We start from the raw sequence: 19,806 nt of genomic DNA on the forward strand, positions 1-19,806 counted from the left end.
GTCAGACCGGGGGCGTCATCACTCCGCCGTAGACGGCCGCCGTCAGCGCGGCCCCACCGAGAACGCCGAGCAGCGTGAGCCGCGCCGCGTACTGGCGGTCCGTGCGACGGGCGACGTCGGAGTCGACCGGTCCGCGCCCGGAGGCCGTACCCCTCCGGAGCGCGAGCGTCACGGGGAACGACTGGCGGGCCCGGGGGCACCGCTCGACGTCGAGCGCGAACGGGACGAACGGCCCGCCCGGGGAGTCGACGGCCGCGACGCGGCGGCACTGGCGGCGGGTCACGGGCCCGATGGTGCAGGTCCCGGGCCGGCAGATGGGGGGGGGTGGACGCGGGTGGACGGAGGGGGGCGAGCCACGTGACCATCCGAATGACACCGTCGCACCGCGTCCGGGGTGAGCGGTCGGTCGGGACCGCAACGCCTTCCGCTCGCGGGGCCGCGGGGGTGGATATGGTACTCCCCTCGGGGTTCGCCCTGCCGCCGCTGCCGTACCTGCTGGCGCTCGGGCTGGCGGTCGGGGTCGCGGGTGCGGCGCTCTACCAGGCCCGGCCGACGGTCACGGCGCGGGCGATGATGGCGTTCACCCCCTGGATCGTCGGCGGCGCGACGCTGTACGCCCTCTACCAGGTCGACGCCGTCCCCGCGACCGTCCGGCCGCTGGTCGGCGCCCCGGCCGTCTACCTCGCCACGTTCGCCGTCGCCGGGGTGGTGTGGGCCGCCTCCGCACTGTTCCCGGCCGACGAGTGGGACCTGCCCTCGGCGCCCGGCCTGCTGCTCCTCGCCGGCACGCTCACCGCCGGCGGCATCGTCGGGTCCGCGCTCCGCATCGGCACCGAACGCGGCGGCCTCCTGCTGGGGCCGCCGGCCGCCGCACTGGTCGGCTCGCTCGTCGTCGCGACGGCCGTCTGGCTGGTCGCGAACCTCAACAGCGAGCGCGCGGCGGCGGCCTCCAGCGTCGGGTGGCTGGTGCTCGTGGGCCACACGCTCGACGGCATCTCCACCGGCCTCGGCACGACGCTCGGCTTCGGCGAGCAGACGCCGCTCTCGCGGGTCCTCATCCGGGCCGGCGGCGCCGTCGTCGAACTCCCGTTCCTCGGGGCCGCCTGGCTGTTCGTGCTGGTGAAGATCGCCCTCGCGACGGCCATCGTCGTCTACATCGGCGAGTACGCCGCCGAGGACCCCGAGCAGGGCTATCTCCTGCTCGGCGGCGTCGCGGCCGTCGGCCTGGGACCGGGGGTGCACAACCTGGTGCTGTTCGCCATCGCGTGACCGCCATGCTCGACGACGTCGCGGACCGGACGCCGCCGGCGCTCGCGCTCGCGGTCGCCGTGGGGGCGGTCTCGACCAGTGCGGTGCTCGTCCGCTGGAGTTCGGCGTCCGCCGCGGTGACGGCCTTCTACCGCGTGCTGTTCACGACGCTCCTGCTCGCGCCGCTGGCCCGGACCCGTTACGGCGCCGCCTTCCGCCGGCTCACGCGACGGGACGGTGCCGTCGCCGCGGTCACGGGCGTGGCGCTGGCGCTCCACTTCGCCGCCTGGTTCGAGTCGCTCCGCTGGACCTCCGTCGCCGCGTCGGTCACGCTCGTCCAGGCCCAACCCGCGTTCGTCGCGGTCGGGGCGTGGCTGCTGCTCGACGAGCGTGTGACCCGACGGACGGCCGCGGGCGTTGTGCTGGCGCTGGCCGGGATGGCGACGCTCTCGGTCGCGGGGTCGACCGGAGACCTCGTCGGCGGCAGTCGGCCGCTCTACGGCAACGCCCTGGCGGTGCTGGGGGCTCTCGCGGCCGCGGCGTACGTCCTCGTCGGGCGGTCGCTCCGCCAGCGGGTGCCGCTCCTCCCCTACGTGACGGTCGTCTACGGCGCCTGTTCGGCGACCCTGCTGGTCGCGGCCGTCGTCGTTGCGCTCGACGGGGCGGGTGCCGGTACGGCCCCGGTCGACGCGCTCGTCAGCGGCCTGTTCGCCCATCCGGCCCGGGACTGGCTGCTGTTCCTCGCGATGGCTGTCGGCCCCGGACTGCTCGGCCACACCGTCATCAACTGGGCGCTGGCGCACGTCGAGTCCTCCGTCGTCAGCGTCTCGTTGCTGGGCGAACCGGTCGGCGCAACGGTACTCGGCGTGCTGCTACTGGGCGAGACGGTCGGGCCCGGCACGCTCGTGGGCGGGGCGGTCGTCCTCGCGGGCGTGGCCGTCACGGCCCGAGCACGAGCCGCGACCGACGACGCGACGGATGCCCCGGGGCCGGAGGCCGTCGACTGACTATCCCCCTGCCTCGTCGTGCGCCCGCCGGACCGCCGAGAGCGCGGCGTCCCGTCCGGCGAAGCGGGCGAGATGTGCCCGGCAGCCACAGTCCGAGGCGCCGAACCCGTCGACGGGGCCCGCGGGGAGAGACGCTGCGACGGCGCACTCGACGTCCGCGCCGGCCGAGGTGACGACATCGCGGAGCGTCGCGTCGGGCCGTCCCAGTACGTAGTCGATATGCCAGTGGCGCGTCGTCCGTTCGCCGGCCGCGAGCTCACGGTGCCGGTCGACGCGGGCGAAGCCGCCGCTCCCGAGCGCGCTTCCGGTGTAGGCGTACCAGCCCGCCCGGAACCGGTGTTCGCCGAGCGCCCCGACTCCGATGGTCGTGGCCGTCGGCAGCTCGATCAGCAGGGTGTAGGTCCCGCCCGCGGCCCACTCGTTCGGGTCCGGTGTCACGGCCGGCGGTCGGAACCCCGACCACTCGGCCCTTTCGCTCGGCTCCGACGGGCTCGGGCCTGCCGGGGGGTCACTCCTGATTCCGACACCACTCGGACCGATCATCGCCCGCTACCTGATAGCGGAGACCGTCCCGGATGGCACCGTCGAGTACGGCGGAGCACCGCTATCGACGGACGACGGGCCCGCGAGCGGTTCGCGAGCCCGCACGATCCGGCCGAGCGTGAAGACATCGATCATACAGCCGGGGACGGCGCGCGAGCGGCTCGTCGCGAATCCGGAGTCGCACGCGGGTGAGCGCGGCGAGTCACCGCCGACGGACCCACCCGCCACGAGCGATGACGACGGGGACGGAACGGCGAGCGACGCTGACACCCACACGTTTACACCACCGCCGGACGGGGTGACAGGTATGACCCCGGAGCACGCGGACGGAGACGGGAGCGAACGGCTTCCGGTCCCCGGCGGGGACCTACGACTCCCGGAGACGGCCAGCGACGAGGAGGCCGCGGCCCTCGTCGCCGCCGTGGCGAACCACCTCCGCGAGCAGCGCGCGGCCGCGGCGGCGGCCGACGACGGGCCGGAACTGGTGAACCCGTGGTCGTTCGCCGGCCGCGTCGGCGCCCGCGAGCGGCGGGACCTCCCGGGACAGGTCGAACGCGGCGACGAGTGGAAGCTCGCCGGACGGCTCCAGCGATAACCGGCGAGCCTATCGGGTTCCCGGCGAACGGTTCGGTCGTATCGACTGATGCCGGAATTATCCAGCTATCATTGTGGTTGCCGTAAAATAGCCCGCGGAGGCCACCGTCTTAGGCGCACCAAAACATCGTCAAGACTTTAGGATACCCTAAACAATCCGGGAGCAATGAGTGTCCACACGGCGGGAGAGACGCCCGACACCTGTGTCGTCGTGCCGACCATCCGCGAGTACGAGTGCGTCCGGGAGTACGTCGCCAACGCCCGCGAGTACGGGCATGCCGACCGGCTCCTCTTCGTCCTCGTCACGGAGGACTTCTGCGACGCCGACGCGATGCGCGCGATGCTCGACGACCTCGACGTCGCCGGCGTCGTCTTCGACGAGTCCGACCGCCACGACTGGTACGCCGAGCACGGCATCGGGGACTACGACCATGTCGTCCCCGCGGCGAGTCACGCACAGACCTCGTTCGGACTGCTCTACCTCTGGGCCCACGACTTCGAGTTCGGCTTCTTCATCGACGACGACACCCTGCCCCACGGGACGGACTTCTTCGGCGGCCACTACCGGAACCTCTCGTACGAGGGCTCCATCACGCAGGTCCGGTCGGCCGACGACGAGGAGCGCTGGGTGAACGTCCTCCACCAGAACTTCGACGAGCACGGTCTCTACCCCCGCGGCTACCCCTATGCCGCGATGGGCGGCGGCCACGAGTCCGAGACGGTCGACCTCGCCCGGGGCGACGTGGTCGCCTCGCAGGGGCTCTGGACGAACGTCCCCGACCTCGACGCCGTCCGCATCCTGATGGACGGTGACCTCCAGGGTCAGGCCCAGACCCGGACCACGGCCGCGGACTACGGCGAGGACTTCCTCGTCGCCCCCGGTCACTACACCACGGTCTGTTCGATGAACCTCGCCTTCCGGCGCGAGGTCGTCCCCGCGTTCTACCAGCTCCCGATGGACGACAACGGGTGGGACGTCGGCCGGTTCGACGACATCTGGTCGGGCGTCTTCCTCAAGCGCGCCGCCGACGTCCTCGGCAAGCGCGTGTTGACCGGGACGCCCCTGTGCGAGCACAACAAGGCCCCGCGGTCCACGTTCGACGACCTCAACAACGAGGTGCCCGCGCTGGAGCTGAACGAACACGTCTGGGAGGTCGTGGACGACGTCGGCGGCGACGCCGACACCTTCCGCGGGGCGTTCGCCGCGATGGCCGACGCCCTCGCGGATGGGGGGTTCGAGGCGTGGACGAACAGCGACTTCCTCACCTTCGTCGGCGAGCACATGCGCGACTGGCTGGACTGCCTCGATGCACTGGACGCCGGTCGGCCCGTCCCGAGCGCCGCCGCCCCCGCGGTCGCCGAGACCGGTGGTGAGGCCGATGACTGAAGGGGGCCGTGACGGCCGGAGCCGGCGCCGCTTCCTCGCCGCGGCGGGCGCTGCGAGCGCGACGGCGCTGGCCGGCTGCAACGGGATACTGAACGACGGCGGCGGGGACGGAACCGGCGCCCCGGCCGCGGCGACGTTCGACGACTTCCGCGGCTCCGGCGCCAACATCGGCGGGCGGGGCGAGATAACCGGCACCCGCGTCGCGGACCTGCCGGACCTCTCGGGCCAGCTCAACATCTACCTCGGCGGCGGCGAGGGCGGACTGTACACCGACCTGCTCAGCCTGTTCGGTCAGGTCTACCCCGACTTCGAGCCGAACGTGCGGCTGGAGCCGAGCACCCAGCTGGCGAGCAAGATCCGCGAGGAGCAGTCGGCGGGCGGCAGCTTCGCCGACGTCTTCTGGGCGGTCGACGCCGGCTCGCTGGCCGCCGTCGCCAGCGAGGGGTACACCCGCGCGCTCCCGGACGATGTCGTCGAGGTGGTACCGGACCAGTTCCGCCCGGACAACGCCTGGACCGGCGTCGCCGGTCGGGCCCGCGCCGTCCCGTACAACACGGACCAGCTCTCCGCGAGCGAGGTTCCGGACACGGTTCGGGAGTTCCCGGACACGGCCGCGCTCCGGGATTCGATGGGCTGGGCGCCCACCTACGGCTCCTTCCAGGCGTTCGTCACCGCGATGCGGCTGCTTCGGGGCGACGAGGCGACCCGGCAGTGGGTCACCGACATGCAGGACGCCGGGGCCGCCGGCTACGCCAACGAGTTCCTCATCTCCAACGCCGTCGCGGACGGCGAGCTGGCCGCCGGTTTCGCGAACCACTACTACGCGCTCCGGGTGAAGGCCCAGCGGCCGGATGCGCCCATCGACCTCGCGTTCACCAGCGGCGACGCCGGCGCGCTCATCAACGTCTCCGGCGCCGAGGTGCTGGAGGGGACCGAGCGGGTCGACCTCGCGGAGAACTTCATCGCGCACCTGCTCACGGCGGAGGCCCAGGAGTTCTTCGCCACTCGGACGTTCGCCTATCCCATGGTTCCGGGCGTCCCGCCGGTCGGCGGACTCCCCCGGGTCGACGAGCTGAGCCCGCCGGATATCGACCTCCGGCAGCTCGACGACGTGGGCGGCACCATCGACCTGCTGCGGGAGACGGGGGCGCTGTAGGGGGATGTCGACGCGGGAGGGGCTCTCGGCGCTGCGACGGCGGCTCCGGCGCGAGGCCGACGGCGACGGCCTCGGCCTGACACTGCTGAGTGGCGCCATCGCCGCCGCCGTCCTCTCCCCCGTCGCCTGGCTGTTCCTCCGGGTCACCGACGTCCCGACCGCCGAGGCGGTCTCCCTCCTCACGGCCCCCTCCACGACGCGGGTGCTGACCAACAGCGTCCTGCTCGTGACGACGGTCACCGTCGCCTGCGTGCTGCTCGGCGTCCCGCTGGCGATGCTCACCGCCCGGACCGACCTCCCCTTCCGCCGCTTCTTCACCGTGGTCCTCGCGCTCCCGCTGGTCGTCCCCTCCTACATCGGCGCGTTCGCCTTCGTCTCGGCGTTCGGGCCCCGGGGTGCGCTCGCGGACCTGCTCGCCCCGCTCGGCGTGGGGCGGCTGCCCGAGATCTACGGCCTCGGCGGCACCACGCTGGTCCTGACGCTGTACGTCTACCCGTACGTCTTCCTCACGACGCGGGCGGCGCTGCTGTCGCTCGACGCGGCCCACGTCGAGGCCGCCCGGATACTGGGGAAGAGCCGGCTCGCCGCCTTCCGCGAGGTGACGCTCCCGCGCATCGTCCCCGGCGTCGCCGCCGGCGCGCTGCTGGTGGCACTGTACGCGCTCTCGGACTTCGGCACGCCGGCCATCATGGGGACGGACGTGTTCACGAGCTACATCTACGTGGCGTACAACGGCTTCGCGGCCGACCAGGCGGCCCTGCTCTCGCTCCAGCTGCTCGGGGTTACGACGGTCATCCTGGCGCTGGAGTCCCGCGTCGGACAGGACGACGCCAGCGCCTATGCCTCCGGCGGCTCGCGGTCGGCGGCCCGCATCGAACTCGGGCCGTGGCGCTGGGTGGCGGCGCTCTGCTGTCTGGCCGTCGCCGCCGTCTCGCTCGCGCTCCCGGTCGGCGTCCTCCTGCTGTGGCTGTTCCGGGGTGGGCCCGGCTACGCCGCCGGCGGCTTCCCCTTCGACCTCTCGTTCGCGGTGAACTCCGTCGGCGTCTCGGCGGCCGCGGCGCTCGTCTCGGTCCTCCTGGCCGTGCCGGTCGGCTACCTGGCCGCCCGGCGGGCCTCGTGGCCCGCCCGCCTCGCCGAGCGGGCCACCTACGTCGGCTACGCGATGCCCGGCGTCGTGCTGGGGCTGGCGCTGGTCTTCTTCGGCGTGAAGTTCGCGCCGACGGTCTACCAGACGCTCCCGCTGCTCGTGTTCGCCTACGTCGTCCGGTTCCTCCCCCAGGCCGTCGGCACGACCTCGTCCTCCGTGCTGCAGGTCGACGCGCATCTGATGGAGGCCGCCCGGGCCCTGGGGGAGTCCCCGCGGAGCGCGTTCCGGCGCGTGACGCTCCCGCTCATCTGGCCCGGTGTGCTGGCCGGCGCCGCGCTCGTCTTCCTCACGACGATGAAGGAACTCCCGGCAACGCTGTTGCTTCGTCCGACAGGCTTTGAAACCCTCGTCAGTTACATCTGGCAGGTTCAGGAGGCGGGCTACTACGGGTTGGCCGCGATACCGGCGCTCACCCTCATCGCGGTGTCGGCCGGCTCGATGGCCGTCATCCTGGCACAGGAACGGGGCTGACATGACAGGACAGCAGGACACGTCTGAAACGGGCGATGTCGGGGGGACGCCGGGCGGGGCCGCCGGCGTCGAGCAGCAGCTAGACCGGACCCGCGCGGACCCCGCGCTCGACACCGACGTCGGGTGGTCGGTCGACGAGGACCACGAGGGGGCGGTGCTCGAACTCGACGGCGTCACCAAACGGTTCGGCGACAGCGTCGCCGTCGACGACGTCTCGATGGCCGTCGAGGAGGGGGAACTGCTGACGCTGCTGGGACCCTCCGGCTGTGGCAAGACGACCACGCTCCGGCTGCTGGCGGGCCTCGAACGACCCGACGAGGGTGTCATCCGGCTGAACGGCGAGCCCGTCGCGGCCGGGACGGGCGACGGCGCGGCGGCCGCCGAGACGGGCGACGTCGGGGACGGCGGGTTCCGCCCGCCCGAGGAGCGCGACGTCGGGCTCGTCTTCCAGGACTTCGCCCTCTTCCCACACCTCTCGGTCGCCGAGAACGTCGCCTTCGGGCTGGAGGGTGACGCCGACGACAACGCCGACCGCGTCACCGAGCTGCTGGAGCTGGTCGACCTCCCGGGCTACGGTGACCGGACGCCGGACAACCTCTCGGGCGGCGAGCAACAGCGGGTCGCGCTGGCCCGGTCGCTCGCCCCCGAGCCGGCCGTCCTGCTGCTCGACGAGCCGTTCTCGAACCTGGATGTCCGGCTCCGGGTCGCCATGCGCGAGGAGGTCCGCGACATCCTCAAGCGGGCCGGCGTCACCGCCGTCTCCGTCACCCACGACCAGGAGGAGGCGCTCTCCATCTCCGACCGCGTCGCGGTGCTGAACGGCGGACACGTCGCGCAGGTCGGCGGGCCCGAGCAGCTGTTCCAGCACCCCGAATCCCGGTTCGTCGCCAGCTTCCTCGGGCAGGCCTCCTTCGTCGACGCCGAGGTCCGCCCGGACTGCATCGAGACTGGCCTGGGCTGCATCGACCCCGTCGAGCTGGCCGGCCCCATCGACGCGTACGACGGGAGCCACGTCCAGGTGCTCGTCCGCCCGGACGACCTCCGGGCCACCCCGATGACGGCGGAGGAGGCCGACGGCCGCATCGTCCGGCGCCAGTACAACGGTCCCACCTTCGTCTACCGCGTCGAACTCGATAGCGGCGACACGGTCCACTGCATGCACAACCACGTCGAGGAGTTCGATGTCGGCGACCCGGTCGCCGTGGACCTGGTCGCCGACCACCGGCTCGCCTGGTACCCGCCGTGAGCGCGTCCGGGTCCTCCGGTGGGCGGACGGGGGCGGATCCGGGGCCGCTCGCCCGGGTCGGTGGGCGACTCCCCGACGACCGGCGCGACCGGTACCGACTCGGGGCCGCGGCGCTTGCCGTCACCGCCGGCGTCCTCGTTTTCGTGCTCTCGCACCGTGTGTTCCCGTACCTCTCGACGAACCACGACGAGGCCGTCTACCTCCAGCAGGCCGAACTGCTGTTGCAGGGACAACTCGTCCTCCGGCCACCGGTGGCTGAGGCGTTCGAACCCTGGTTCTTCGTCGAATCCGGGCCGGAGCTCTATCCGAAGTACACCCCCGTCACGGCCGCCGTCTTCGCGGTCGGGATGGCGCTCGGCGACCCGGCGCTATCACAGGCCGTCGTCGGGGCGGGGCTCGTCGCCCTGACGTACGCCGTCGGCACCGAGGCGTTCGACCGTCGGACCGCCCTGTTCGGGGCCGGCCTCGTCGCCGTCTCGCCGTTCTTCCTGGTGCAGACCGCGACGTTCCTGCCGTACGCGCCGACGCTGCTCATCGAACTCCTGTTCGCGTGGGCTTACCTCCGGGCCGCACGAACCGGCTCCCGCAGGTGGGCCGTGCTCGCGGGGCTCGCCATCGGCATCGCCTTCTTCGCCCGACCGTATACGGCGGTGCTGTTCGCGACGCCGTTCGTCGGACACGCGCTGTGGACCGTCAGCCGCGGACTCGGAACCGGGCGGTCGGCGGCGCTCGACGCGCTCGGACCGCAGGTCGTCGTGGCTCTCTGCGGCCTGCTCGGCGTCGGCGCGACGCTCGCGTACAACGCCCGCATGATCGGTGACCCGTTCACGTTCCCGTACCAGATCTTCGCTCCTCGGGACGGGCTCGGCTTCGGGACCCGTCGCATCCTCGGGTACGAGCGGGACTACACGCCGGCACTGGCGCTGGAGGCGAACGCGAAGGTGGTATGGCTGCTGTTCACCCGATGGGTCGTCGCCGGCCCGCTCGGAACGGCCCTCGCGGCGGTCGGGCTCGGTGCCACGGCGCTCCGCGTCCGGCGGGCACTGGCGCGGCGCGGGGGTGGGTTGATCGGACGGGTGGCCCGGCCCGACGGCGGGACGGACGCCGCCGATCGCCTCGCTCCACGGCTCGTCCTCGCGGGGCTGTTCGCCAGCGTCATGGCCGGTAACGTCTACTTCTGGGGGAGTCTGAACGCGCTCGGCGATCTCGACCGCGCGGGTGACGGGCTGGTCTCGCTGTACGGCCCGTACTACCACTTCGACCTGATCGTCCCGACGGCGCTGTTCGCGGCGCTGGCCTGCCGGCTGCTGGCCGGTCGCTGGCGATCGTTCGTCCGGGGCCGCGTCGGCACCCCGGACGGCACCACCGCCCGCCGCGTCGCGCTCGCGGGGCTGGTGATCGGTGGCCTGCTCGTCGGCGGCACGTCGGCCGCTATCGCGGGCGATCCCCTCGCCGACAACCGGGACGCCTCCGACCAGCTCGGGGCGGCGTACGAGCCGTTCGAACCCGAGCCGCCAGCCGGCGTGGTCGTCCTGCCGACGCCGTACGGCGACTGGCTCAACCATCCCTTCCAGGTCCTCCGGAACGACCCGGACTACGACGGCCGGACGGTGTACGCGATGGACGAGCGCGAGTTCGCCGTGGTCGACGCGTATCCCGACCGGCCGCTCTACCGCTACGGCTTCCGCGGCGAGTGGGCGCCGTTCCTCGGTGACCCGGTCCAGCCCCGGCTCTATCGCGTCGAGCACGTCCGTGGCGAGCGGGTAACGTTACACGCGACCCTCGGCATCCCCGCCGGTGTCGATACGGTGACGCTCCGGCTGGCCGGCGGCGGCGAGAGCACCTACTACACCGTTCGCGGGCCGCCGGACGAACTCGACGCACGGGTCGTCGTCGGGGACGGCCGCGCGCGGCTGGTCGGCGACGACGTGGTGCCGGTCGACCCGGACGACACGACCGTCCCGGTCCACGCCCGCGACGAGGTGCTGGTCGAGGCGAACGCCGAGTACGCCCCCGGGAACGCGTTCACCTACCGCCTGGAGACCCCCGTCGCCATCGACGACGGGGACTACCGGCTGCTGACGCCACACCCCGAGGTCTGCCGCGGCGCGACCCTCTGTGACGGCCAGGCTGCCCACATCCCGGAGACGGCGCGGCCCGGGGTCTCCGTCGAGACGCGCGTCACCGCCGGCACTTCCGGCGCGTCGACGAACCGAACCGCGATCCACTCCACGACATGATGAACCACGACGAACCGCCGACCGACGGGACGGACGCCGAGCCGAGCGACACGGACGCCACCCTGACCCGCCGCGACGCGATAGCCGCGTTGACGGCTGTTGGGGCCGCGACCGCGATAGGGGGCAGTCTCTCCTGGGGCCTCCTGTCCGACGGGGACGAGGCAACGGACACCGGACGCTTCGGCGGGGACGAGCGGGCCACGCTGACCGCGCTGGCGGAGGTGCTCTACCCGTCGGCGGTCACGGAGATACCGGCGTTCGTCGAGCGCTACACCGTCGGCCGCGTCACGGACCGTCCCGAGTACGCCAGTGGGATGGCCGAGGCACTCGCGACGCTTGACGACTACGGCCAGCAGTGGGCCGACGACCGCTTCGCCGACCTGCCGCGGGACCGGCGCGAGGCGCTGCTGGAGAGCATGGGCGTCCCGACGGCCTCGCCCGACCCGGACGGCATCGACCCGGAGCGGGTCCGGTTCTACCTCGTCAACGAGCTGCTGTTCGCGCTGTACGCGACGCCGACCGGCGGGGAGCTGGTCGGCATCGAGAACCCGCAGGGCTACCCCGGCGGGACGGCCAGCTACCGGCGCGGCGACCCCGACCCGGAGTGAGGGCCCAGTCCGCCAGTAGCTTCGGATACCACTCCGTCGCGCCGTCGAACGACGTCGGCGAGTCCCAGCCCTCCAGCGGTCGAAGGGCATACCACCCGCCCGACGACGCGAAGACGCGGGGGGCCGCGGCACTCCCGTCTCCGAGCGGTTCGCGCAGATTCGGGACGGCGTCCGGGCGTACGGACCCGACGGAACGGAGCACCTGCTCGGTCGCATCGGCGAGGAGCACGAGGAGTTGCGGACGGCCATCGGGCGCGAGACGGGTGCCGACCGACCCGGTCCGGGCGTCCCGCCACGCGGTCGAGGGGCGTCGGGGCCTCGCGGCCGCCACCACTGACTCCGGCGGCTGTGGCTCGCCGTCGACGGCGCCCCGACGTGATCCTTCCGGCGGGCCGGGGTGCTCGGGGTCCCCGGCCGGGCGTCGGACCGCCGGAACAGTTAGGCCGTCGCCGCCGGTTCTCCTGGTATGAGGGACGTAGCCATCGTCGGGGCATCGATGACCCGGTTCGGTGTCCGTGACGGGTGGGTCATGGATCTGCTCGCGGAGGCGGGCGGCGACTGCATCGCGGACACCGGCATCGGCCCGGACGACATCGAACACCTGTACGTGTCGAACATGGCCAGCGGCGAGTTCGAGGGCCAGACGGGGGTTCCGAACGCGCTGGCACACGACCTGGGTGCTATCCCGGCGTACACCCAGCGCGTCGACCAGACCTCCTCGTCGGGCGCGGCCGGTATCTACGCCGCCTGGCAGTCGGTCGCCTCCGGCGCGAGCGACCTGACACTGCTGGTCGGCGGCGAGAAGATGACCCACCGGACCACCGGCCAGGCGACCGACGTCATCGCGTCGCTGACCCATCCCGCCGAGTACAAGCACGGCGTCACGCTGCCGTCGTTCGCGGGGCTCACCGCGCGCCACTACCTCGACCGGTACGACGCCCCGCGGGAGGCGCTCGGCCACGTCGCAGTGAAGAATCACCGCAACGGCGTGGACAACCCGAACGCGCAGTTCCGGAAGGAGATCACGCTGGAGACAGCCCTCTCCTCGCCGATGGTGGCCGACCCGCTCCGGCTGTACGACTTCTGCCCGGTCACCGATGGCGCGGCAGCGCTCGCGATGGTCCCCGCCGAACACGCGCACTCCTACGCCGACACGTTCGCCCGGGTCACCGGTATCGCCGGCGCGACCGACACCCACGTCGTCCACGAACGGGCCGACCCGACGCATATGGGCGCAGTCGCCGAGTCCGGCCGCGAAGCGTTCGGCATGTCCGGCCACGACCACGCGGACGTCGACGTGGTGGAGCTCCACGACATGTTCACCATCCTCGAACTGATGCAGTTGGAGGCGCTGGGCTTCGAGGAGCCCGGCGAAGCCTGGGAGGCCGCGATGGACGGGCGCACGGCCCGGGACGGCGAGCTCCCGGTCAACACCTCCGGCGGGCTCAAATCGAAGGGACACCCGCTGGGCGCAAGCGGCGTCGCCCAGGTGGTCGAGGTGTACGGACAGCTGCTCGACGAGGCCGGCGACAGGCAGGTCGACGCGGACGTGGGCCTGACCTGCAACGTCGGCGGGTTCGGCAACTGCGTCATCACGACGGTCATGGAGGCGAGCGCATGAGCGATGACGGTCCCGGGGACCGCGACCGTCCGCCGATGACCGCCGCACGCTACGCCGATGGCTCGGTCACCTACCCGCCGCACCCGGTCGGCCCGGACGGGAGCGAACCCGTCGCGGAGGTCGACCTCTCGGCACAGGAGGCGGAGGTGGTGACCTGGACGACCAGCCACGCCACCCCGCCGGGCGTGCGGGAGCCGAACACGCTCGCCATCGTCGAGTTCGACCTCGACGGGTCGCCGGTCCGCGCGCTGGGCCAGTGCACGACGGACGACGTGGCAGTCGGGGACACCGTCGAACCGGTGTACGTGCCGGAACTGCGCGACCCGGACGCCGGCATCCGGGAGCGCGAGAGCCAGCGCTGGGACGGCTACCGGTTCCGGCCGGTCGAGTGAGCGGCCCTACCCCTCGCGCCCGTCGCCGTTCCCACCATCGTCGGCGTCGTCGCGGCCGGCCCGCTCCTTGAGCGACGCGAGCTCGGCGTCCACGTCGACGGTCGTGCGGTCCGCTCCGTCCGCACTCCGGTCGGGCTCGTCGTCCTCCGAATCACTCGCCGCGAGCCGGTCGTCGATCTCCGCACGGAGGTCGCGCGCGTCCGCCAGGAGGCGGCGCGCGTCCTCGTCCGGCGGCTCGCCCTCGTACGCGCGCTGGAGCTCCACGAGTGCGTCGTCGACCCGGTCGAGGGCCTCACGCCCGCGCTCGGCGGCCTCCTCCGCGGCCCGGTCGCGGGCCACCGTGGATACGTCCGTCAGGATGCCCGACCCGCCGCTCCCACGCGTCTCGGACGGCCGTGGGTCGCGCCCATCGAGCACCCGGATGGCACCGGCCAGCAGCTCCAGCGCCCGGATGGCGGCCTCCAGCACCGCTACCAGCGTCGGGATGGTGTACGTCTCGGTGAACCGCAGCAGTTCGCGCGGGCTCGGCGGTTCGGGGAGCGTCGGTCCGTCGCGCCGCCGCTCGGGAGGCGGTCCCTCGTCGACCGCCGCACGGAGGTCCGCCAACGTCCGCTCCAGCTCGTCGACCAGTTCGACGAGCTCCGCGGGGTCCTCGACGGTCCCGGCGGCCGGTTCCGGCGCGCTGGACTCCCCGCCCGACGGTTCCGTGACGACGGGGACCGGCTCCCCGTTCGCGTCCCAGTCGCTCATATACGGGGGTCGGTGGGCGACGGGCAAAACACCCGGGTTTAGGAACACCGAAACCTTCATGTCCTCTAGGCCCACCTAATCAGGTGATGGAAGCCACCCGGAGTCGGGATTCGCACCCCGAGTTGCCAACGGTCAGCGCTCACGGCCCCTCCCCGGAGCGCACCGTGTTCACCGAGGAAGGGAACCCGGACGCCTGGATCGCCACGGACACGCTCGTCGACCTGGAGAACTGAGGCCCGCGGGTCGGCCGCCGCGACGTGCGGCGAAACGCCGTTCTCGCCGAACGTAACCGACAGTTCACCGAGGGCTACGGCTCGTCGAATACTCGGGCTGTTCCAACGGAACACCGCTCGTTCCGGAACTGCCGGCGGAAGAAATCGGGACCCGTTTCGTCGTCCTCCGTCGCCGGAGGGGGGCGACCGGTAAGCGACCGTCGCCGGTCAGTGGGTGGCCTCGTCGACGACGAGGCTGTCGTCCTCGAGGTAGTGCTCGAAGTGGTGGGCGTGCTCCTCGACCGTCTCGAGGTTGCGCCGGAGGATCTCGCTGGAGGTGTAGTCGCCGAACTCCTCCATCATCCCGATGTGGTCGCGCATCGTCTCGATGATGTCGCCCAGCATCTCCATGTCGTTGGCGATGGAGGTGCGGACGTCGAACACGTCGTCGGCCTCGGGCTCGACGGGCGCGTGGGCCTCGTGGTTGGCGCCGCCGGCGAGCGGGACGCCACCGAGGGCCTGCGCGCGCTCGGCGAACTGGTCGGCCGCCTCCTCCAGGTCCTCGGCGACCTCACCCAGGTAGACGTGGATGTCGCGGAACTCGGCGCCCTCCACGTTCCAGTGGTGCTTCTTGATCTGGTGGTAGGCGACGTACGAGGCCGCGAGGTCGGTGTTGAACGCCTCGATGATCTGCTCGGCCTTCTCCTGATCGATGCGGAGCGCCTCGCCTTCCTCGACGGTACCGGCCTGCTGACGGACGGACTTCTGCGTGCTCATTACACGCAGTTGTTGGGCCGGGCGACACTTAACGTTTTCCGCCCACCAAAAGCGATTTTCCGAAAAGAAAAGAATAGTTCGCCGCAGCTAGGCGACCCTAATCCAGCGACGCGCTCAGTCCCGGTAGATGCCGACGCGCTTGCGGTGGTAGGCGAGTTCCGCGGGGTCACAGCGGGTCACGAGGTCGCGCTCGGCGTCGGCGAGCGCGGAGTGGACGGAGCCGTTCGGCCGCGCCACCATCGAGCGGCCGCCGTAGGTCGCCGGTCGCGCGTCGGGGAGGTCGCGCCGCCCGGTCCGGCCACAGGCGACGGCCCATCGGGCGCCGTCGAGCGCACGCGCCCGGACCAGCAACCGCCAGTTCTCCGAGTGGGCGGCGGGCCAGGCCCCGACGATGAACAGCGCGTCGACCCGCGCCTCGGTGAACGCGGCGCTGTCGGCGACGAAGTTCAGGTCGTAGCAGGTCACCAGTCCCGTCTCGCCCAGCGGCGTCTCGACCGTGACGCGCTCGCGTCCGGGCGTCAACACCTCCAGTTCGCCGCCCCAGAGGTGGCGCTTCCGGTAGACCGTCGTCGACCCGTCCGGGCGGACGTACGCGACGGCGTTGTACAGGTCCCCGCCCCCGTCCTCGACGTAGCCGACGAGCAGCGCGAGGTCGTTGGCCGCCGCGCAGTCCCGGACCCCATCCATGGCCTCGCCGTCGGTGTGGACCGCGGCGTCGGCCATCCGCTCGTCCGGGACGAACCCGGTCAGGAACTGCTCGGGGAACAGCGCGACCGCGACCGCGTCCGGGAGGGCGGCGACCCGCTCGCGCAGTGTCGCCAGGTTCGTCTCCGGGTCCAGGTCCGCCACGTCCGTCTGACAGGCTGCCACGGTCGGGCCGGTCGGATCGGCGCTCGTCATGGCCGGCTGTGGGACCTGGTCTCACGTCACGTTTCGGGTGGGGTCCTCCGACCCCGACGCGGTGACCGCTGCACGGACATCGAGCTCCCGCGGCTGGCCCTGCGGGGGCTGCGCCGGAGCTACCGACGCTACGGGCCGAGGGATGTGGCCGGTTCCCTCCCCGTCGGTGTCCTCGCGTCCCTGGTCCACGACCGGCGTCCGGGGGTGACTCGCGCGACGCGACCTGACGCGGCTCAGCTCCGCGTGAGCAGCATCGCCGTCGCGCCGTCGAACACCTCGGTCGATCCGCCGCGGGCCTCCGCATCGTGGCGGGCCTGGCGGTCGTGGACGGTGAGGAGCTGTTCGAAATCCCGGTCGTCGATGTCCAGGGAGTCGGCGAAGTCGCCCCACACCTCCGGCAGGACGACGCAGTGGAAGGCCCCGTCCGTCCGAGCCACGACGGGGTCGTAGGGAAGGTACTTGCGCCACTCGTAGACGAGGTTGTCAACGCCGGGGAAGTCGCGGGCGGAGCGCTGGTGCCGCCGGAGCAGGTCCCGGAGTGCCGCTACCGTGGTGTCCATCCGCGCGGCGACGGCAGCGACGATGTCGTCGTCGAACGGCGCCAGCAGAGCATCGGTGTCGTCATGACTCTCGCCGGCCATACCCGACCTACCGCGTCGGCGGGTTTAGACGCTCCGCCCGACCCGGACGTCGGGCCGCTTCACCCGGTCGTCGTCCGCTCGGTGCTCCGGGTGCTGGCCCGCGTCGCCGTGACCACCGCCTCACCGTCGTGGGCGACGACCACCTCGTCGGGCGTCCTCCCCTCGAAGGCGTACTCGGCCGCGTACTTGATGTCGACGAGACAGTCCGCACAGGCGTCGGCGTCCCCTCGTCGGTACGAACGCACCGCGACCCGGAGGCGCTCCTCGCGATAGTCGAACTCCGCGCGCTCCTGCTCGGCGGTGTAGCAGGCGTTGTCGCCGCCGATGACGCCGCCCACCCGCACGAACTCCCCGTCGAACGTGATGTCGACGGTGTTCCGGCCGGTGCCACAGCCACGGTCGACCACCTCGAAGGCCGAGCCGATGAGGCCGTTCCCCCGCGGGGTTCGTGTCGGCGTCCCCTCATTCGGTTCGTCCGCCGGGGTCGGCGTGTGCCGGTCCGTCGGGGTGTCCGTGGGCGAGCCGGTCGGGTCAGTCGTGCCGCCGGACCCGCCGCCGTCCGTGGTGCAGCCAGCGAGTCCCGCGACCCCGGCGAGCGCCGCGGCACGGAGGAGGGCTCTCCGTTGCATACGTGCCGGGCTATGTCGAGGATGGGTAAACGCCTCGTGATGACTCAAACGCGGGTTTGAACGACCAGTGGCGCTGCCGTGACGGCTGTCCACCGGGCGACGCTCGACCGCCGGACGGCGCCGGATTCATGTGGCCGCGCTCCGGGCCGACAGGTATGCACGAGCGCGCCCGCGAGTTCGCCGAGACGGCCCGCGACCGCCACGGGTTCGACCCGGACGTCCGGGAGTTCGATGCCGGCACCCGGACCGCAGAGGACGCGGCGGCCGCTATCGGCTGTCGGGTCGCACAGATCGCATCCAGCCTCGCCGTCACCGACGGGACGGACGTGGCGGTGGTGGTCACGAGCGGCGCGAACCGGCTCGATACCGACCGCGTCGCCGACGTGCTGGGCTGGGAGACGGCCGACCTCGCCGATCCCGAGGAGGTGCGGGCCGCGACCGGCTGGGCCATCGGTGGCGTCCCCCCGTTCGCCCACGCACGGCCCCTGCGCGTCCTCGTCGACGAGTCGCTGCTGGCGTTCGACGAGGTGTGGGCGGCGGCGGGCACGCCCGACGCCGTCTTCCCGGTCGACCCCGAGCGGCTCGTGGCGCTGGCCGACGCCGAGTCCGCGGCGGTCGCGGCGGCGTGAGGGGGTGGCTCCCCGGCCCGGTGGTCGTCTGCAGGGTCGGCGGGTTTCCACAGACTTACCAGATCCCGCCGAGGATGCCACGGACATGTCCAGGGGTGCCCGTGTGACGACCGAACCCGGCGACTCCCCTGTCACCGCCATCCCCGACGATTACGCGCCCGTCGGCGCGGGTGCGTGGTTCGACCTCGCCGAGGGCCACGACGCCGGCAAGAAGCTGTTCTTCTGGGACGTCGTCCTGACAGCCGGGGGGCTGGTGCCGACGGCCGAGACGTCGGTCGCCGTCCCGGACCTGCCGGTGGTCCTGTTCGTCCACGGGAACCCGGAGTGCTCGTACGCCTACCGGAACGTCGTGCGGGCGCTCCGCGAGCGCGCGGTGTCGGGCGACCTGTCGCCACCTGTGCGACTGGTCGCGGTGGACCACGTCGGCTTCGGCCTCTCGGACCGCGCCACCCACGAGGCCGTCCCGATGGACCACGCCGGGAACCTCGACGAGTTCGTGACCGCTCTGGACCTCCGGGACGTGACGCTGGTTGTCCACGATTGGGGCGGTCCTATCGGCGTCGGGGCGCTGCTCGAGGCCCCGGACCGCGTGACGGGGCTGGTCGTCTGTAACTCCACGGTCTTCCCGATGCCGTTCGTCGGCCCGACGTTCGATGACTACCCCATCGACTGGCTTCCGTGGGCCGATTTCCCCCGCGTCACGCCGGACCGCTTCTGGCCCGCCGTCGCGTCCTACGCCGTCTTCCGGCGACCGGCGGGTGCGTACCGGGTCCTCGCCGACCTGTTGCGCTACCTCGTGCGCGTCGAGGGACTGGGCCGGGTCCCCGACCACGAGCGCGCCGCGCGGCGGGTCTACTACCAGCAGTTCGACGACACGTGGAACACCCGTGCGTCGAAACGGCTCGTCCGGCAGACCCGCTACTGGGGCCACGGCAACACCTTCGAGGACTCCGAGCTGGGGACCCGCAACACCACGCGCTTCTACCGGCGGATCAACGGGCGGCTTCCCGGGGCCTGGGGGCCCGCCGGCCGGGAGGTCGACGTGGAACTCGTGTTCGGCGGCTGGGACCCGCTCGCGAAGGTTCCCGTCCTCGACCAGTGGGCCGGGGCGCTCCCACAGGCCGAGGGCCATATGACGGTGCTCGAGGGCGTCTCGTACTTCGTCGAGGAGGAGCGCCCCGGGCGGGTCGCCCGGGCGGTCGTCGACGCCGGCGGGTTCTGAACCCCCGCCACGGCGACGCCACTGATGAACCCCCATCGCTGGCGCCGCGCCCACGCGACGGCCGCCAGCAGACCGCTAGCCGGCGAACGGGGACGGGACCCGACGACGGTTCGGACAGACAAAGCTTTTATATGTTGCTGGTGCCGACGGCATAAGTATAATGCCAGGACCGACTCGCCAGCGAGAGCGGAATGTCGAATCCGAGGAGGAAGAGGAAACGGAACACGGCTGTCCTGAATGCGAGTCGACCGACCTGGTCCACGACGGTGAGGAGCTCGTCTGCGAGGACTGCGGTCTGGTCATCGAGGAGGACCAGATCGACCGCGGCCCCGAGTGGCGCGCGTTCAACCACTCCGAGCGCCAGTCCAAGTCCCGTGTGGGCGCCC

22 protein-coding genes are annotated in these 19,806 nt (G+C 72.2%); 15 read left to right on the forward strand and 7 right to left on the reverse strand.

From position 1 onward, the window contains the following. Position 1: 1 nt before the first annotated feature. Positions 2–283 carry a hypothetical protein gene (locus tag DP107_RS09220; protein ID WP_144261862.1) on the reverse strand — a complete coding sequence of 94 codons (282 nt, stop codon included), beginning with the start codon at positions 281–283 and terminating at the stop codon, positions 2–4. Between the two features lie 167 nt (positions 284–450). On the opposite strand from DP107_RS09220, the gene DP107_RS09225 reads away from it, so the two are divergent. Both DP107_RS09225 and DP107_RS09230 read left to right on the forward strand, forming a co-directional pair. Next, positions 451–1,269 (forward strand): DUF63 family protein, encoded by an 819-nt coding sequence (locus tag DP107_RS09225; protein ID WP_144261863.1) that lies wholly within the window; start codon positions 451–453, stop codon positions 1,267–1,269. A 5-nt stretch (positions 1,270–1,274) separates the two neighbouring features. After that, the gene (locus tag DP107_RS09230; RefSeq protein WP_144261864.1) at positions 1,275–2,255 is read left to right on the forward strand and encodes a DMT family transporter; all 981 of its coding nucleotides are present in this window, start codon (positions 1,275–1,277) and stop codon (positions 2,253–2,255) included. Here DP107_RS09230 and DP107_RS09235 read toward each other — a convergent pair whose 3' ends face one another. Beyond that, positions 2,256–2,693 carry a GIY-YIG nuclease family protein gene (locus DP107_RS09235; protein WP_238330838.1) on the reverse strand — a complete coding sequence of 146 codons (438 nt, stop codon included), beginning with the start codon at positions 2,691–2,693 and terminating at the stop codon, positions 2,256–2,258. A gap of 412 nt (positions 2,694–3,105) precedes the next feature. Between DP107_RS09235 and DP107_RS09240 the strand changes: the two genes are divergently transcribed. The 9 genes from DP107_RS09240 to DP107_RS09280 all read left to right on the forward strand — a co-directional run bounded on the left by DP107_RS09240 (position 3,106) and on the right by DP107_RS09280 (position 13,660). Next, complete coding sequence (locus DP107_RS09240) at positions 3,106–3,393, forward strand: hypothetical protein (protein ID WP_144261866.1); 288 nt, start codon at positions 3,106–3,108, stop codon at positions 3,391–3,393. Positions 3,394–3,558: 165 nt separating this feature from the next. Beyond that, positions 3,559–4,779 carry an alpha-1 4-glucan-protein synthase gene (locus tag DP107_RS09245; protein ID WP_144261867.1) on the forward strand — a complete coding sequence of 407 codons (1,221 nt, stop codon included), beginning with the start codon at positions 3,559–3,561 and terminating at the stop codon, positions 4,777–4,779. After that, the gene (locus DP107_RS09250; protein WP_144261868.1) at positions 4,772–5,935 is read left to right on the forward strand and encodes an extracellular solute-binding protein; all 1,164 of its coding nucleotides are present in this window, start codon (positions 4,772–4,774) and stop codon (positions 5,933–5,935) included. The genes DP107_RS09245 and DP107_RS09250 overlap by 8 nt, the downstream gene beginning before the upstream one ends. Before the next feature lie 4 nt (positions 5,936–5,939). After that, positions 5,940–7,553 carry an ABC transporter permease gene (locus tag DP107_RS09255; RefSeq protein WP_144261869.1) on the forward strand — a complete coding sequence of 538 codons (1,614 nt, stop codon included), beginning with the start codon at positions 5,940–5,942 and terminating at the stop codon, positions 7,551–7,553. Position 7,554: 1 nt separating this feature from the next. Beyond that, positions 7,555–8,799, forward strand: coding sequence for an ABC transporter ATP-binding protein (locus tag DP107_RS09260; protein WP_144261870.1), 1,245 nt, complete (start codon positions 7,555–7,557; stop codon positions 8,797–8,799). After that, positions 8,796–11,039, forward strand: a complete 2,244-nt coding sequence (locus DP107_RS09265) for an ArnT family glycosyltransferase (RefSeq protein WP_144261871.1) — start codon at positions 8,796–8,798, stop codon at positions 11,037–11,039. Before DP107_RS09260 ends, DP107_RS09265 begins: the two co-directional genes overlap by 4 nt. Further along, positions 11,039–11,647, forward strand: a complete 609-nt coding sequence (locus DP107_RS09270) for a gluconate 2-dehydrogenase subunit 3 family protein (protein WP_144261872.1) — start codon at positions 11,039–11,041, stop codon at positions 11,645–11,647. The genes DP107_RS09265 and DP107_RS09270 overlap by 1 nt, the downstream gene beginning before the upstream one ends. A 466-nt stretch (positions 11,648–12,113) precedes the next feature. Continuing rightward, positions 12,114–13,268 carry a thiolase family protein gene (locus tag DP107_RS09275; protein ID WP_144261873.1) on the forward strand — a complete coding sequence of 385 codons (1,155 nt, stop codon included), beginning with the start codon at positions 12,114–12,116 and terminating at the stop codon, positions 13,266–13,268. After that, positions 13,265–13,660 (forward strand): Zn-ribbon domain-containing OB-fold protein, encoded by a 396-nt coding sequence (locus DP107_RS09280; RefSeq protein ID WP_144261874.1) that lies wholly within the window; start codon positions 13,265–13,267, stop codon positions 13,658–13,660. The genes DP107_RS09275 and DP107_RS09280 overlap by 4 nt, the downstream gene beginning before the upstream one ends. A 6-nt stretch (positions 13,661–13,666) precedes the next feature. Here the strand turns inward: DP107_RS09280 and DP107_RS09285 are convergent, their stop codons facing one another. Continuing rightward, complete coding sequence (locus tag DP107_RS09285; RefSeq protein WP_238330839.1) at positions 13,667–14,410, reverse strand: DUF7547 family protein; 744 nt, start codon at positions 14,408–14,410, stop codon at positions 13,667–13,669. 86 nt (positions 14,411–14,496) lie between these two features. Here DP107_RS09285 and DP107_RS19985 point away from each other — a divergent pair, with 86 nt between their 5' ends. Then, entirely contained in the window at positions 14,497–14,643 is a 147-nt protein-coding gene (locus DP107_RS19985) for a hypothetical protein (protein ID WP_185977244.1), read from the forward strand. A gap of 207 nt (positions 14,644–14,850) precedes the next feature. Here the strand turns inward: DP107_RS19985 and dpsA are convergent, their stop codons facing one another. The 4 genes from dpsA to DP107_RS09305 all read right to left on the reverse strand — a co-directional run bounded on the left by dpsA (position 14,851) and on the right by DP107_RS09305 (position 17,569). Beyond that, the gene (dpsA, locus tag DP107_RS09290; protein ID WP_144261875.1) at positions 14,851–15,399 is read right to left on the reverse strand and encodes a DNA starvation/stationary phase protection protein DpsA; all 549 of its coding nucleotides are present in this window, start codon (positions 15,397–15,399) and stop codon (positions 14,851–14,853) included. A gap of 114 nt (positions 15,400–15,513) precedes the next feature. Next, entirely contained in the window at positions 15,514–16,299 is a 786-nt protein-coding gene (locus tag DP107_RS09295; RefSeq protein WP_144261876.1) for a carbon-nitrogen hydrolase family protein, read from the reverse strand. A 233-nt stretch (positions 16,300–16,532) separates the two neighbouring features. Further along, a complete protein-coding gene (locus DP107_RS09300) occupies positions 16,533–16,940 on the reverse strand; it encodes a hypothetical protein (protein ID WP_144261877.1) in 408 nt (135 codons plus the stop codon). Between the two features lie 59 nt (positions 16,941–16,999). Continuing rightward, positions 17,000–17,569 (reverse strand): hypothetical protein, encoded by a 570-nt coding sequence (locus DP107_RS09305; protein ID WP_144261878.1) that lies wholly within the window; start codon positions 17,567–17,569, stop codon positions 17,000–17,002. A 155-nt stretch (positions 17,570–17,724) separates the two neighbouring features. On the opposite strand from DP107_RS09305, the gene DP107_RS09310 reads away from it, so the two are divergent. The 3 genes from DP107_RS09310 to DP107_RS09320 all read left to right on the forward strand — a co-directional run. Further along, entirely contained in the window at positions 17,725–18,198 is a 474-nt protein-coding gene (locus tag DP107_RS09310; protein WP_144261879.1) for a YbaK/EbsC family protein, read from the forward strand. Positions 18,199–18,301: 103 nt separating this feature from the next. Next, a complete protein-coding gene (locus DP107_RS09315) occupies positions 18,302–19,420 on the forward strand; it encodes an alpha/beta fold hydrolase (RefSeq protein WP_185977245.1) in 1,119 nt (372 codons plus the stop codon). A gap of 160 nt (positions 19,421–19,580) precedes the next feature. Continuing rightward, positions 19,581–19,806 (forward strand): TFIIB-type zinc ribbon-containing protein (locus DP107_RS09320; RefSeq protein WP_272949839.1); only part of this gene is annotated, 226 nt, incomplete at its 3' end.

This window comes from Haloglomus irregulare (genome assembly GCF_007421925.1).
GTDB classification, from domain to species: domain Archaea; phylum Halobacteriota; class Halobacteria; order Halobacteriales; family Haloarculaceae; genus Haloglomus; species Haloglomus irregulare.

Bases quoted from the DNA above. Each gene is read 5' to 3' on its own strand.
- DP107_RS09225 (WP_144261863.1), top strand. From the start codon at position 451: ATGGTACTCCCCTCGGGGTTCGCCCTGCCGCCGCTGCCGTACCTGCTG.
- DP107_RS09230 (WP_144261864.1), top strand. From the start codon at position 1,275: ATGCTCGACGACGTCGCGGACCGGACGCCGCCGGCGCTCGCGCTCGCG.
- DP107_RS09240 (WP_144261866.1), top strand. From the start codon at position 3,106: ATGACCCCGGAGCACGCGGACGGAGACGGGAGCGAACGGCTTCCGGTC.
- DP107_RS09245 (WP_144261867.1), top strand. From the start codon at position 3,559: ATGAGTGTCCACACGGCGGGAGAGACGCCCGACACCTGTGTCGTCGTG.
- DP107_RS09250 (WP_144261868.1), top strand. From the start codon at position 4,772: ATGACTGAAGGGGGCCGTGACGGCCGGAGCCGGCGCCGCTTCCTCGCC.
- DP107_RS09255 (WP_144261869.1), top strand. From the start codon at position 5,940: ATGTCGACGCGGGAGGGGCTCTCGGCGCTGCGACGGCGGCTCCGGCGC.
- DP107_RS09260 (WP_144261870.1), top strand. From the start codon at position 7,555: ATGACAGGACAGCAGGACACGTCTGAAACGGGCGATGTCGGGGGGACG.
- DP107_RS09270 (WP_144261872.1), top strand. From the start codon at position 11,039: ATGAACCACGACGAACCGCCGACCGACGGGACGGACGCCGAGCCGAGC.
- DP107_RS09275 (WP_144261873.1), top strand. From the start codon at position 12,114: ATGAGGGACGTAGCCATCGTCGGGGCATCGATGACCCGGTTCGGTGTC.
- DP107_RS09280 (WP_144261874.1), top strand. From the start codon at position 13,265: ATGAGCGATGACGGTCCCGGGGACCGCGACCGTCCGCCGATGACCGCC.
- DP107_RS09285 (WP_238330839.1), bottom strand. From the start codon at position 14,410: ATGAGCGACTGGGACGCGAACGGGGAGCCGGTCCCCGTCGTCACGGAA.
- DP107_RS19985 (WP_185977244.1), top strand. From the start codon at position 14,497: ATGGAAGCCACCCGGAGTCGGGATTCGCACCCCGAGTTGCCAACGGTC.
- dpsA (WP_144261875.1), bottom strand. From the start codon at position 15,399: ATGAGCACGCAGAAGTCCGTCCGTCAGCAGGCCGGTACCGTCGAGGAA.
- DP107_RS09295 (WP_144261876.1), bottom strand. From the start codon at position 16,299: ATGACGAGCGCCGATCCGACCGGCCCGACCGTGGCAGCCTGTCAGACG.
- DP107_RS09300 (WP_144261877.1), bottom strand. From the start codon at position 16,940: ATGGCCGGCGAGAGTCATGACGACACCGATGCTCTGCTGGCGCCGTTC.
- DP107_RS09305 (WP_144261878.1), bottom strand. From the start codon at position 17,569: ATGCAACGGAGAGCCCTCCTCCGTGCCGCGGCGCTCGCCGGGGTCGCG.
- DP107_RS09310 (WP_144261879.1), top strand. From the start codon at position 17,725: ATGCACGAGCGCGCCCGCGAGTTCGCCGAGACGGCCCGCGACCGCCAC.